Here is a 12,512-nt window from a genome sequence, read left to right on the forward strand (position 1 = left end):
TTCTTGCAAAATGTGATGTAATTCGTAGAATCGGCATCTAGGACAAGTATTTGGTGGTCTCGTTTCAGAAGGCAGGTTTATGAAACAGGAAATCATTGCTTTCTCCTTGCTCTCATAAATGTGCCCACAAAACGGACGCTTGGCAGGGACTCAAATGTCGCTCGTCAGTGCCATGCATCATTGCGCCTCACGTGCCGGATACCCGAATTAAAGCCTAGTTGATCATCACTGAATGGATGATGAATCGCTGTGCACAATCGTGGGTTTGCGTCCCTTTGCGGCCAACCAGCCGATCGACGGCGCAGCCCGACTGGAAATACGAAGCCGCCTGTCCTGCCTGCCCGGTGGTCCAGAGAGCGATCGAATGCTGTCCATGGAGCTTTAACGTGCGTCTCAACTTGCCGGTCACCGCTGTTGAACAGACTTTTGGGGAGCCGCAACGGCTAATTTCCGCGACTGACGTCCACAGCCAGTGAGCCTGACTCATGGACGAGAAATACCGCAGGGCCGTGGATGCAGCCGCCATTTTCTCCGAGACGGACCTCGCGGGTTGCATCACTTACGTCAATGACCAGTTCTGCGGCATGTCCGGCTACGGCCGCGACGAGTTGCTGGGGCAAAACCACCGGATCCTGAGCTCGGGGTTGCACCCTGTGACGTTCTTCCAGGGCATGTGGCAGGCCCTCGGCGAAGGCCGCGTGTGGCGTGGCGAGATCTGCAACCGCGCCAAGGATGGCACCCTGTATTGGGTGGACAGCACCATGGTGCCGCTGCTGGATGAGCAGACCGGGCAGGTACAGAAGTACGTGTCGATCCGCTTTGATGTCAGCGAAAAGCGCCAACTGCTGCACACCTTGCAATGGCGGGTCGGCCACGACGTGCTGACCGGCTTGCCCAACCGCGCCTACCTGTCCGAACTGCTCAACCAGTCCCTGGAATTCTCCCGCAGCGAAGACATCCCGCTGGCGCTGTGCATGCTCGACCTGGACGGCTTCAAAGCGGTCAACGATGGCTACGGGCATGCCTGCGGTGATCTGTTGCTGGTGGAGGTGGCCACGCGCCTGCGGGAGATCATTCGGGGCGAGGATGTGGTGGCGCGGCTGGCCGGTGACGAATTTGTACTGATCCTGCGTTACGTGCGTGATATCGACGAGTTGAACGCCGCCTTGCTGCGCATCCTCAAGGCAATCTCCGAGCCCTACTCGATCCAGGGGGCCGAGCTGAACGTGTTCGCCAGCATCGGCGTGACCCTGTTTCCCCTGGACGACGAGGACGCCGATACCCTGCTGCGTCATGCCGACCAGGCGATGTACGTGGCCAAGCAGAGCGGGCGCAACCGTTACCAGTTGTTTGATGTGTCCCTGGAGCAGGAGGTCAAGGCCAGCCACCAGACCGTGGAGCAGATTCGCCAGGCCCTGGCGGCGGGTCAGTTGTGCCTGCATTACCAGCCCAAGGTCAATTTGCGTTGTGGCACGGTGGTGGGGTTCGAAGCGTTGTTACGCTGGCAACACCCCGAGCGCGGCCTGGTGAAACCGGGGGATTTTTTGCCGCTGATCGAGCAAACCGACCTGATTGTCGACATCGGCGAATGGGTGATTGCCCAGGTGCTGGGGCAGATGCATCAGTGGCAGGTGCAGGGCCACTGGTGGTCGGTGAGCGTGAATATCGCGGCGCGGCATTTCCAGCGCGAGGATTTTGTCGAGCGGCTGCAGGCTTTGCTGGCACAGCAACCGGAGGTCGAGCCGCACCGGCTGGATCTGGAAATCGCCGAATCGGTGGCCATCGACAATATCCAGCGCGTTACCCGGCACCTGGAAGCCTGCCAGGCCCTGGGCGTGCAGTTCTCCCTGGATGATTTTGGCACCGGCTATTCCTCCCTGAGCTACCTCAAGCGCCTGCCGACCCAGACCATCAAGATCGACAAGTCATTTGTGCGCGACATCCTGCATGACAAGGATGACCTGGCGCTGACCAAGGCGGTCATCGGCCTGGCCCGGGCGTTTGGCCGCGAAGTGATCGCCGAAGGCCTGGAAACCCTGGAACACGGGCAGTTGTTGATACGCATGGGTTGCGAAGTGGCCCAGGGCTATTTCATCGCCCGGCCGATGCCGGCGGTGGAGGTGCCAGGTTGGGTGGAAGGGTTCAGGCCGCCGGCTCAGTGGCAAAAGCTTGAGTGATATTTGCTGCGAGGGCGCTTGCCGTGGTGAGGGAGCTTGTTGTGGAGAGGGAGCTTGCTCCCGCTGGGCTGCGTAGCGGCCCCAAGATCTTTGGGAGCGCTGCGCACTCCAGCGGGAGCAAGCTCCCTCGCCACAGAACGCTCCCTCGCCACAGTTAAATCAGGTGATCTTAAGGGGAGGGCGCGCTGTCTCCGGTGTACAGCTGGATGATTTGATCAATCTCGCCGGACATTTTCATTCGCAGCAATGTGCGCAAAATCTGTTGCCCTGGCACCTGCGGATCGTTACGCACGTAACAGCCCAGGCGTTGCTCCTCGATCACGGCCACCGTATGCAGGCGCTGTGTGGGCGGTAATTGCTGATTGAAGCGGTCGAGAATCCATTCATTGATCACCGCATACTTGAAGCGTCCGGCTGCCAGCTTCTGCAGCACCTGCTCCTCACTGCGGCTGTCATCGCGGCTGAGCTGGCCGCTGGCGAACCGTGGCTCCAGCGTGGGGTAGCTGTAACCGAGTACGGTGCCAATGTGCTGCGGCGCAAGGCTGTCCAGGCCCACCGATGGCGGCGGCCCATGGCCCGTCACCAGCACATTGCGCTGCACCAGCAGCGGGATGCTCCAGGTGTAGTCGCCCGACAGGTTGTTCAGCCACGCCGGTGTCACGTAGCAGCGCACGTCCACATCCCCGCGTTCCATGGCGGTGTCGATGCGCGCACGGGGCAATACATGGAATTTGGCGGGGCGCCCGACCTGAGTGGCCAGGCTCAACATCAGGTCATACAAAATGCCCTGGGTGGGCTGGCCCTGGTCGAGTTGCACCATGGGCATGGTCCAGCTGTCGGAAATGGAGAATCGCAGAGGTGCGGGGGCCGCCAGGGTGACCGTGGCAATCATCCACAAGGCGCCCAGGACTGCGCGCATAAACTCTCCGGGTTCAGCCTTTTATAGGCTTGGTGGGAACAGCTTAGTCAGATTAGACGAGCGTGCCGGATGCAATTTCCCCCTTGCTCCGCTAGCATTACCCGCTTCCGCTTCCCAGTTGCGACGGTTTTCGATGAGTTATCAGGTTCTTGCACGTAAATGGCGTCCGCGCTCGTTCCGCGAAATGGTCGGCCAGACCCATGTGCTCAAGGCTCTGATCAATGCCTTGGACAGCCAGCGGCTGCACCACGCCTACCTGTTCACCGGTACCCGCGGCGTGGGCAAGACCACCATTGCCCGCATCATTGCCAAGTGCCTGAACTGTGAAACCGGCATCACCTCGACGCCGTGCGGTACGTGCTCGGTGTGCCGGGAAATCGACGAAGGGCGCTTTGTCGACCTGATCGAGATCGACGCCGCGAGCCGCACCAAGGTCGAAGACACCCGCGAGCTGCTCGACAACGTGCAGTACGCGCCGAGCCGTGGCCGCTTCAAGGTCTACCTGATCGACGAAGTGCACATGCTGTCCAGCCACTCGTTCAACGCCCTGTTGAAAACCCTGGAAGAGCCGCCGCCCTACGTCAAATTCATCCTGGCCACCACCGACCCGCAGAAACTTCCTGCAACGATCTTGTCGCGGTGCCTGCAGTTCTCCCTGAAAAACATGACCCCGGAACGGGTAGTCGAGCATTTGACCCACGTGCTGGGCGTCGAGAACGTGCCGTTCGAAGACGACGCCCTGTGGCTGCTGGGTCGTGCCGCCGACGGCTCGATGCGCGACGCCATGAGCCTCACCGACCAGGCCATTGCCTTTGGTGAAGGCAAGGTCATGGCCGCCGATGTGCGGGCGATGCTCGGCACCCTGGACCACGGCCAGGTGTTCGATGTGCTGCATGCACTGATCGAAGGCGACGCCAAGGCGTTGCTGGAGGCTGTGCGTCACCTGTCCGAGCAAGGCCCGGACTGGAATGGCGTGCTCTCGGAAATCCTTAATGTGCTGCACCGCGTCGCCATCGCCCAGGCCCTGCCGGAGGGTGTCGATAACGGCCATGGTGACCGCGACCGCGTGTTGGCCCTGGCCCAGGCGTTGCCGGCCGAAGATGTGCAGTTCTACTACCAGATGGGCCTGATTGGCCGACGTGACTTGCCGTTGGCCCCCGACCCGCGGGGCGGCTTCGAAATGGTCCTGCTGCGGATGCTGGCCTTCAGGCCCGCCGACACGGCGGATGCGCCGAGACAGCCGCTAAAGCCAGTGGGGATCAGCCAGGCCACAGTTGATTCCGCCAAACCAGTGGCTGGCCCGGCTGTTGTCGCGCCAGTGGTTGCGCCGCCTGCGCCCGTTGCACCGGCGCCTGCGCCCGTTGTCGCCGACGCTGTGGCGCCTGTGGTCGTGCCTGAGCCGGTTATCGAGCCTGCGCCCGTGCCCGAGGTCGATCTGCCGTGGAATGACCCGGTAGAAGCCGAGGTGGAACTGCAGCCTGCCGTCGAGCCGGTACTGGAAACCGCGGCCGAGCAGCCCGAATTGACGCCGATGCCGTCGCCAACCCCCGACAGCGTGGTGCCGGATGCACCCGAGTGGGTGTCGGCCCCGGTGCCGGAGCCGACTGTCGCCCAAGTGGATGCTGCGACTCCGGGCACCGACCTCGACGACGAGCCGCCGCTGGACGAAGACTACATCGAGCCGGACATGGACTCGGCCTACAGCTACCTGGACGACCTGGCCAGCGAACACACCGCCGAGCCGGCCCCGGAGCCCGAGCCAGAACCGGCAGCCATGCCGGCCACCGGCCTGGCCCTGCAATGGCTCGAGCTGTTCCCGAAACTGCCGATTTCCGGCATGACCGGCAGCATCGCCGCCAACTGCACGCTGATTGCGGTGGAGGGCGACCATTGGTTGCTGCACCTGGACCCGGCCCACAGCGCCCTGTTCAACGCGACCCAGCAGCGTCGGCTCAACGACGCCCTGAACCAGTTCCACGGACGCACGCTGACCATCAGCATCGAGCTGATCAAGCCCGAACAGGAAACCCCGGCCCAGGCGGCGTCCCGTCGCCGGGTCAACCGCCAGCGCGAGGCTGAAGAGTCGATCCAGGGTGATCCGCTCATCCAGCAGATGATGCAGCAGTTTGGCGCGGTGGTGCGTCACGATACTATTGAACCTGTAGAAGCCCCGGTTCCCCAGGCGACATAAGCCGGGGCCAATAATTGATCCACGTACTTTTGAGGTGATTCCCATGATGAAAGGTGGCATGGCCGGCCTGATGAAGCAGGCGCAGCAGATGCAGGAAAAGATGGCCAAGATGCAGGAAGAACTGGCCAACGCCGAAGTCACCGGTAAAGCCGGTGGCGATATGGTCAGCGTGGTGATGACCGGTCGTCACGACATCAAGCGCGTGAGCATCGACCCAAGCGTATTGCCTGGCGTGGGCGAAGATGACCTGGAAATGCTCGAGGCGCTGTTTGCCGCGGCCGTCAACGACGCCGTGCGCAAGATCGAAGCCAACAGCCAGGACAAAATGTCTGGCGTGACCGCTGGCATGCAATTGCCACCGGGTATGAAGCTGCCGTTCTGATCGGCAAGCGCTTCAGCGAAAATGCCAGGCCCCGTGCCTGGCATTTTTTTTGGGGGTAAGCTGATCGAACGCGTAACGCTTGAATGCTGTCTGCACCCTATACCGTTGAATTCAATCACCGATAGAAGGAGCCTCGCTGATGACCGAGTCATTGACCCTCAACCAGCGCATCGTGCTGGTCTCACGCCCCCACGGCGCCCCGGTGCCGGAAAATTTTCGCCTGGAGCGCGTGGCGCTGCCGGAATTGGCCGACGGCCAGGTCCTGCTGAAAACCCTCTACCTGTCCCTGGACCCCTACATGCGCGGGCGCATGAGTGATGCACCGTCCTACGCCGCGCCGGTGGAAATCGACGAGGTGATGACCGGCGGCGCTGTCAGCCGTATCGAACAGTCCCGTCATCCCAAGTTCGAAGTGGGTGACCTGGTGGTCGGTTCCACCGGCTGGCAGAGCCACAGCATTTCCGATGGCCGCAACCTGATCCCGGTGCCCAAGGGCCTGGCCAGCCCGTCCATGGCCTTGGGTGTGTTGGGCATGCCTGGCATGACCGCCTACATGGGCCTCATGGACATCGGTCAACCCCAGTCCGGGGAAACCCTGGTGGTGGCGGCCGCTTCCGGTGCGGTGGGCTCGGTGGTCGGCCAGGTGGCGAAGATCAAGGGCCTGCGGGTGGTCGGCGTGGCCGGTGGCGCCGACAAGTGCCGCTATGTGGTGGACGAACTGGGTTTTGATGCCTGTGTCGATCACAAGAGCGACAACTTTGCCGAGCAACTCGCCCAAGCCTGCCCCAAGGGTATCGACATCTACTTTGAAAACGTCGGCGGCAAGGTCTTCGACGCGGTTGTACCGCTGCTCAACGCCAAGGCACGCATTCCCCTGTGCGGCCTGATCGCCGGCTACAACGCCCACGAAGCCCCCAGCGGTCCCGACCGGCTGCCCGCGCTGCAACGCACCTTGCTGACCAAGCGTGTACGGATCCAGGGTTTTATCGTGTTCGACGACTACGGCGACCGCCAGCCGGAATTCCTCAGTGCCATGGCGCCGTGGGTGCGGGACGGCAAGATCAAATTCCGCGAGGACGTGGTGGAAGGCCTGGAGCAGGCGCCTGAAGCCTTTATCGGTTTGCTGGAAGGGCGCAACTTCGGCAAGTTGGTGGTGCGCGTCGCACAAGATTGACCATTTGACGCTAATCCGGGGCGCGGGTATAAACCGCGTCTCGTTGTTTTGTCGGACCTTTCCCCATGAGCTTCAGCCCCCTGATTCGTCAACTGATCGACGCACTGCGCACTTTGCCGGGCGTGGGTCAGAAAACCGCCCAGCGCATGGCGCTGCAATTGCTCGAGCGCGATCGCAGCGGTGGCTCCCGGCTGGCCCTGGCCTTGAGCCAGGCCATGGAAGGGGTAGGCCACTGTCGCCAGTGCCGCACCCTGACCGAGGAAGAACTCTGCCCGCAATGCGCCGACCCTCGTCGCGACGACACGCTGCTGTGCGTGGTCGAAGGGCCGATGGACGTGTACGCGGTGGAGCAGACCGGTTACCGGGGGCGCTACTTTGTGCTCAAGGGCCATCTGTCGCCGCTGGACGGGTTGGGGCCGGAGGCCATCGGTATTCCGCAACTGGTGACGCGGATCGAGGAGCAGGGCACCTTTGTCGAGGTGATCCTGGCCACCAACCCTACGGTAGAAGGCGAAGCGACAGCCCATTACATTGCGCAGTTGCTGACCAACAAAGGCCTGATCACATCGCGTATCGCCCACGGCGTACCGCTGGGTGGCGAGTTGGAACTGGTGGATGGCGGAACCTTGGCGCATTCGTTTGCCGGGCGTAAGCCGATCGCCCTGTAACAAACACCGCAGGACAAAAATGTGGGAGCGGGCTTGCTCGCGAATGCGGTGCTTCAGTCAATGCATGTGGCGACTGATACACCGCATTCGCGAGCAAGCCCGCTCCCACATTTGTTTTGTGGCGTTCACGAGTCTTTCTTCTTGCTTGATAACCAAGCAAGCGCTTGGTAAGTTCGCTCCACCTTCCCGTGGAGCTTGCCGATGTCTGCCTATCAGGAATACTTCGACCCCAGCCACCAATTGGTCCGCGACAGCGTGCGACGTTTCGTCGAGCGCGAGATGTTGCCGGGCATCGAGCAGTGGGAAGAAGCCGAGAGCTTCCCTCGGGAGCTGTACCTCAAGGCCGGTGCGGCGGGGATTCTGGGCATCGGTTATCCCGAAGCCCTCGGTGGCAGCCACGAAGGTGACCTGTTCGCCAAGGTCGCCGCCAGCGAAGAGCTGATGCGCTGCGGTTCCGGCGGTGTGGTGGCGGGGTTGGGGTCGCTGGATATCGGCTTGCCGCCCATCGTCAAATGGGCCCGGCCCGAGGTGCGCGATCGTGTCGCGCCGTTGGTGTTGTCGGGCGAGAAGATCGCCGCCCTGGCCGTCACCGAGCCCGGTGGTGGCTCCGACGTTGCCAATCTGCAAACCCGCGCCGTGCGCGATGGCGACCATTACCGCGTCAGCGGCAGCAAAACCTTTATCACCAGCGGCCAGCGCGCCGACTTCTACACCGTCGCGGTGCGCACCGGCGGGCCGGGGTTTGGCGGTATCAGCCTGTTGTTGATCGAAAAGGACACCCCCGGCTTCACCACCGGTACACCGCTGAAGAAAATGGGCTGGTGGGCGTCGGACACCGCCGAACTGTTCTTCGACGATTGCCGCGTACCGGCAGGAAACCTGATTGGCGCCGAGCACATGGGCTTCGCCTGCATCATGGGCAACTTCCAGAGCGAGCGGCTGGCCCTGGCCTTGATGGCCAACATGACCGCACAGATGGCCCTGGAGGAAAGCCTGAAATGGGCGGCGCAGCGCGAGGCCTTTGGCAAGCCCATCGGCAAATTCCAGGTGCTCAAGCATCGCCTGGCGGAAATGGCCACGGCGGTGGAGGTCTCCCGGGAGTTCACCTACCGGCAGGCCGCCAAGATGGCCGCCGGCAAGAGTGTGATCAAGGAAATCTCCATGGCCAAGAACCTCGCCACCGACACCGCCGACCGCGTGACCTACGACGCGGTGCAGATCCTCGGCGGCCAGGGGTATATGCGCGGCAACCTGGTGGAGCGGCTGTATCGCGACAACCGCATCCTGTCCATCGGTGGCGGGACTCGGGAAGTGATGAACGAAATCATCAGCAAGCAGATGGGCTTGTAGAAAGCGCTTTTGTGGCGGGGGGGGCTGTGGCGAGGGAGCTTGCTCCCGCTGGGCTGCGTAGCGGCCCCAAGATCTTTGGGAGCGCTGCGCACTCCAGCGGGAGCAAGCTCCCTCGCCACAGCAAGCTCCCTCGCCACAGCAAGCTCCCTGCCACAGCAAGCTCCCTGCCACACAAGCTCCCTCGCCACACGAATCCCGGTTTATTGGTCTGTCAGTGCAAACTGCGTCAGGCAGAACGTCGGAATGCCCATGTCTTCCAGGCGCTGGGACCCACCCAGCTCCGGCAGGTCAATGATCGCCGCCGCTTCGAAAATCCGTGCCCCCATGCGCCGGGCCAGGTTGGCCGCCGCAATCAGCGTGCCGCCCGTGGCGATCAGGTCATCGAACATCAGCACCGAATCACCTTCACACAGGCTGTCGGCGTGCACTTCCAGGAAGGCTTCGCCGTATTCGGTCTGGTAACCCTCGGCCAACACGTCAGCCGGCAACTTGCCTTGCTTGCGGAACAGGATCAGTGGTTTGTTCAACTGATAGGCAATGATCGAACCGATCAGAAAGCCCCGGGCATCCATCGCACCAATGTGGGTGAACTCGGCTTCGACGTAGCGATGCACAAAGGTGTCGGCCACCAGGCGCAGGGCCTTGGGCGACTGGAACAGCGGCGTGATGTCGCGAAAGATCACCCCAGGCTTGGGGAAGTCGATGACTGGGCGAATCAGGGATTTGATGTCGAACGAATCGAAGACCATCGTCGAAGAGTCCTGGGGAGAAAAACGGACTCGAAGTATACCTGCGACCCAGCCGATTGGCTCGGCCGCAGGCGTCTGGATCAACCGTCGAGGGAACCGCCAGCCAATGCACAGAGCTGGATCGGGTCGAGGATGTGCACTTCCTTGCCTTCGGCCGCAATCAACTCGTTCTGCTGGAAGCGGGTGAATACACGGGACACGGTTTCCACCGCGAGGCCCAGGTAGTTGCCGATTTCGTTGCGCGACATGCTCAGGCGGAACTGGTTGGCCGAGAAACCCCGGGCACGGAAACGCGCGGAGAGGTTGACCAGAAACGTGGCGATCCGCTCGTCGGCGGTTTTCTTCGACAACAACAGCATCATCTGCTGGTCGTCGCGGATTTCCCGGCTCATCACGCGCATCAGTTGGCGGCGCAATTGCGGCAATTGCAGGGCCAATTCATCCAGGCGTTCGAACGGGATTTCACACACCGAGGTGGTTTCCAGGGCCTGGGCCGACACCGGGTGAATCTCGGTGTCCATGCCCGACAGCCCGACCAGTTCGCTGGGCAGATGGAAACCGGTGATCTGCTCTTCGCCACCATCACTCAGGCTGAAGGTTTTCAACGCGCCCGAGCGTACTGCATAAACGGAGTCAAACTTGTCGCCCTGGCGAAACAGAAACTCGCCTTTTTTCAGCGGGCGACCCCGTTTAACGATCTCGTCCAGCGCTTCCATGTCTTCCAGATTCAACGAAAGTGGCAGGCAGAGGGGGGCCAGGCTGCAATCCTTGCAATGAGCCTGGCTGTGAGCGCGCAGTTTAACTGGCTCGGACATTTCTTAAATCCTTGTGGGAAAACACACATAAGACGTAAGGGTAACGCACTGGGAGCCGATCAGGCCAGCGTGTACAAAAAAGCAGCAACGGTATAAAGGAAGTTGTATCGAGGCCGATACAAGGGGGTCACTCCAAGAGCCGGAGGCTCAGATCATGCTACCCATTGGCGCAACCAACCCTGCCCTTGTTTCTTCGCTAACCGTGCCTGATGCGAAAAAAGACGCTGCCGTAGACGATAAAGACAAAGCGTCTACTACCGATTCGGCCACTCACACCAAGCCCCAGGGTTTAGTGGTAGACATTTCGGGGGCGGGGCTGAAAGCCTCCAAAGCCAGCACCAACCCCAACCAGGATATCGACGACAGCAACCTGAAAGACAACATCAAGCAGCTGTTGAAAATGATTCGTGAGCTGAGAAAGCAGCTCGCCGAGAAGATGGCTCAGCTCTCCGCCGCCATGAATGACACCTCCATGAGCCCCCAGGCTCGCCGGGCCAAGGTGGCCTCCTTGCAGAGTGATGTGGCGTCATTGCAGTCCGGGTTGATGACCGCCCAGTCGCAGTTGACCAAGTCCTTGAAGGACGAGTCGCCTGAGTCGCAGCTGGAAGCAATGGCCCTGCTGGCGAAGTAGTGCAGGGTCAGATCACCCGCGAAAACCGTTGCCGATTCTGGTGCTCCAGATAGGCATCGAACACCATACACACCGACCGCACCAGCAGGCGGCCGGCCGGCAATACGCGGATGCCCTGCGGGTTGAGTTCAATCAGCCCGTCCTCGGCCATCGATGCAAGTTGTGGCCAAAGTTCGTCGAAATAGCCGCGAAAATCGATGTTGAAGGCCTGTTCGATCTTCTCGAATACCAGGCTGAAATTGCAGATCAACTGCTGAATCACCTCCCGCCGCAACCGGTCATCCGTGGTGCACAACACGCCACGGCTGGTGGCCAACTGCGCGCCGGCGAGGGCGTTCTGGTAGTGGTTCAGGTCGCTGCTGTTCTGGCAGTACAGGTCGCCAATCTGGCTGATCGCCGACACTCCTAGCCCGATCAAGTCGCAATGCCCATGAGTGGTGTAGCCCTGGAAGTTGCGTTGCAGGGTGCCTTCTTCCTGGGCGATGGCCAGTTCATCATCGGGCAGGGCGAAGTGGTCCATGCCGATGTAGCGGTAGCCGGCCTGGGTCAACTGTTCGATGGTGGTGTGCAGCATCAGCAGCTTTTCGGCCGGGTTCGGAAGGTCTGCACTGTCGATCCGCCGCTGGGGCATGAACCGCTCCGGCAGGTGCGCATAGTTGAACACTGAGAGCCGGTCGGGTTGCAGGCTGATGACTTCCTGCACGGTGCGGGCGAAATTCAACGGTGTCTGCTTGGGCAGGCCGTAGATCAGGTCGATATTGATCGAGCGAAATTGCAGGGTGCGGGCGGCGTCGATCACCGCGCGGGTCTCTTCCAGGCTTTGCAGGCGGTTCACCGCGCGCTGCACGTCGGGGTCCAGGTCCTGCACGCCGATACTGACGCGGTTGAACCCCAGCTCCCGCAGCAGGCCCATGGTCGCCCAGTCGGCTTCCCGTGGGTCGATTTCAATCCCGTAGTCGCCGGATTCATCGTCCAGCAGGTTGAAGTGCTGGCGCAGTCGGCCCATGACCTGGCGTAATTCGTCGTGGCTGAGAAAGGTCGGGGTGCCGCCGCCAAAATGCAGCTGTTCTACCGGCTGCCTGGGGTCGAGGTGGCAGGCCACCAGCTGGATTTCCTGCTCCAGGCGTTGCAGGTAGGCCTGGGCCCGCCCGCGGTCCTTGGTGATGACCTTGTTGCAGGCGCAGTAGTAGCAAATATTCGCGCAGAACGGCACATGCACATACAACGACAATGGCCGTGCGGCCTTGCGACTGTCACGCAGGGCGTGGAGCAGGTCGAAGGTGCCGACCTGGCTGTCGAATTGTACGGCGGTGGGGTACGAGGTGTAGCGCGGCCCCGCCAGGTCGTAGCGGTGAATCAGATCAGTGTCCCAACGAATGGCGTCGAGCATGCGGGCGTTCCCCCGGATAGGCTAGTGGGCCGAGTCTAGGGGGTGGGCGCAGAGGCCATCTTGATT

At 61.7% G+C, this 12,512-nt stretch carries 11 protein-coding genes; 7 read left to right on the plus strand and 4 right to left on the minus strand.

Annotated features, from left to right (window positions below; all coding sequences use genetic code 11):
• The first annotated feature begins 485 nt into the window (after positions 1-485).
• The gene (locus HX855_RS25745; RefSeq protein ID WP_177084607.1) at positions 486-2,177 is read left to right on the plus strand and encodes a bifunctional diguanylate cyclase/phosphodiesterase; all 1,692 of its coding nucleotides are present in this window, start codon (positions 486-488) and stop codon (positions 2,175-2,177) included.
• Positions 2,178-2,346: 169 nt separating this feature from the next.
• Here the strand turns inward: HX855_RS25745 and HX855_RS25750 are convergent, their stop codons facing one another.
• Positions 2,347-3,096, minus strand: a complete 750-nt coding sequence (locus HX855_RS25750; protein WP_177084609.1) for an ABC transporter substrate-binding protein — start codon at positions 3,094-3,096, stop codon at positions 2,347-2,349.
• A gap of 133 nt (positions 3,097-3,229) precedes the next feature.
• Between HX855_RS25750 and dnaX the strand changes: the two genes are divergently transcribed.
• The 5 genes from dnaX to HX855_RS25775 all read left to right on the plus strand — a co-directional run bounded on the left by dnaX (position 3,230) and on the right by HX855_RS25775 (position 8,861).
• A complete protein-coding gene (gene dnaX / locus HX855_RS25755; RefSeq protein ID WP_177084611.1) occupies positions 3,230-5,287 on the plus strand; it encodes a DNA polymerase III subunit gamma/tau in 2,058 nt (685 codons plus the stop codon).
• A 43-nt stretch (positions 5,288-5,330) separates the two neighbouring features.
• Positions 5,331-5,669 carry a YbaB/EbfC family nucleoid-associated protein gene (locus HX855_RS25760; RefSeq protein ID WP_003193199.1) on the plus strand — a complete coding sequence of 113 codons (339 nt, stop codon included), beginning with the start codon at positions 5,331-5,333 and terminating at the stop codon, positions 5,667-5,669.
• 139 nt (positions 5,670-5,808) lie between these two features.
• The gene (locus HX855_RS25765; protein WP_177084613.1) at positions 5,809-6,843 is read left to right on the plus strand and encodes an NADP-dependent oxidoreductase; all 1,035 of its coding nucleotides are present in this window, start codon (positions 5,809-5,811) and stop codon (positions 6,841-6,843) included.
• A 65-nt stretch (positions 6,844-6,908) separates the two neighbouring features.
• Positions 6,909-7,511: a recombination mediator RecR gene (gene recR / locus HX855_RS25770; protein ID WP_177084615.1), complete on the plus strand. Its 603-nt coding sequence runs from the start codon at positions 6,909-6,911 to the stop codon at positions 7,509-7,511.
• A gap of 201 nt (positions 7,512-7,712) precedes the next feature.
• On the plus strand, positions 7,713-8,861 hold the full coding sequence (locus HX855_RS25775; protein ID WP_177084617.1) for an acyl-CoA dehydrogenase family protein: 1,149 nt from the start codon (positions 7,713-7,715) through the stop codon (positions 8,859-8,861).
• A 200-nt stretch (positions 8,862-9,061) separates the two neighbouring features.
• Here HX855_RS25775 and HX855_RS25780 read toward each other — a convergent pair whose 3' ends face one another.
• Positions 9,062-9,610 (minus strand): adenine phosphoribosyltransferase, encoded by a 549-nt coding sequence (locus tag HX855_RS25780; RefSeq protein ID WP_017477175.1) that lies wholly within the window; start codon positions 9,608-9,610, stop codon positions 9,062-9,064.
• Positions 9,611-9,690: 80 nt separating this feature from the next.
• Complete coding sequence (gene fnr, locus HX855_RS25785; RefSeq protein WP_003219044.1) at positions 9,691-10,425, minus strand: fumarate/nitrate reduction transcriptional regulator Fnr; 735 nt, start codon at positions 10,423-10,425, stop codon at positions 9,691-9,693.
• 154 nt (positions 10,426-10,579) lie between these two features.
• On the opposite strand from fnr, the gene HX855_RS25790 reads away from it, so the two are divergent.
• Positions 10,580-11,056 carry a hypothetical protein gene (locus tag HX855_RS25790; RefSeq protein ID WP_177084619.1) on the plus strand — a complete coding sequence of 159 codons (477 nt, stop codon included), beginning with the start codon at positions 10,580-10,582 and terminating at the stop codon, positions 11,054-11,056.
• Positions 11,057-11,063: 7 nt separating this feature from the next.
• On the opposite strand, the gene hemN is transcribed toward HX855_RS25790, so the two are convergent.
• The gene (gene hemN, locus HX855_RS25795) at positions 11,064-12,446 is read right to left on the minus strand and encodes an oxygen-independent coproporphyrinogen III oxidase (RefSeq protein ID WP_177084621.1); all 1,383 of its coding nucleotides are present in this window, start codon (positions 12,444-12,446) and stop codon (positions 11,064-11,066) included.
• Positions 12,447-12,512 lie beyond the last annotated feature (66 nt).

The sequence above is a fragment of the Pseudomonas sp. IPO3778 genome, assembly GCF_013386825.1.
Taxonomy (GTDB): domain Bacteria; phylum Pseudomonadota; class Gammaproteobacteria; order Pseudomonadales; family Pseudomonadaceae; genus Aquipseudomonas.

What these genes read in the sequence shown, in the direction of transcription:
- HX855_RS25750 (WP_177084609.1), bottom strand. Translation starts at nt 3,096, where the DNA reads ATGCGCGCAGTCCTGGGCGCCTTGTGGATGATTGCCACGGTCACCCTG.
- dnaX (WP_177084611.1), top strand. Translation starts at nt 3,230, where the DNA reads ATGAGTTATCAGGTTCTTGCACGTAAATGGCGTCCGCGCTCGTTCCGC.
- HX855_RS25775 (WP_177084617.1), top strand. Translation starts at nt 7,713, where the DNA reads ATGTCTGCCTATCAGGAATACTTCGACCCCAGCCACCAATTGGTCCGC.
- HX855_RS25760 (WP_003193199.1), top strand. Translation starts at nt 5,331, where the DNA reads ATGATGAAAGGTGGCATGGCCGGCCTGATGAAGCAGGCGCAGCAGATG.
- HX855_RS25765 (WP_177084613.1), top strand. Translation starts at nt 5,809, where the DNA reads ATGACCGAGTCATTGACCCTCAACCAGCGCATCGTGCTGGTCTCACGC.
- recR (WP_177084615.1), top strand. Translation starts at nt 6,909, where the DNA reads ATGAGCTTCAGCCCCCTGATTCGTCAACTGATCGACGCACTGCGCACT.
- HX855_RS25790 (WP_177084619.1), top strand. Translation starts at nt 10,580, where the DNA reads ATGCTACCCATTGGCGCAACCAACCCTGCCCTTGTTTCTTCGCTAACC.
- fnr (WP_003219044.1), bottom strand. Translation starts at nt 10,425, where the DNA reads ATGTCCGAGCCAGTTAAACTGCGCGCTCACAGCCAGGCTCATTGCAAG.
- HX855_RS25745 (WP_177084607.1), top strand. Translation starts at nt 486, where the DNA reads ATGGACGAGAAATACCGCAGGGCCGTGGATGCAGCCGCCATTTTCTCC.
- HX855_RS25780 (WP_017477175.1), bottom strand. Translation starts at nt 9,610, where the DNA reads ATGGTCTTCGATTCGTTCGACATCAAATCCCTGATTCGCCCAGTCATC.
- hemN (WP_177084621.1), bottom strand. Translation starts at nt 12,446, where the DNA reads ATGCTCGACGCCATTCGTTGGGACACTGATCTGATTCACCGCTACGAC.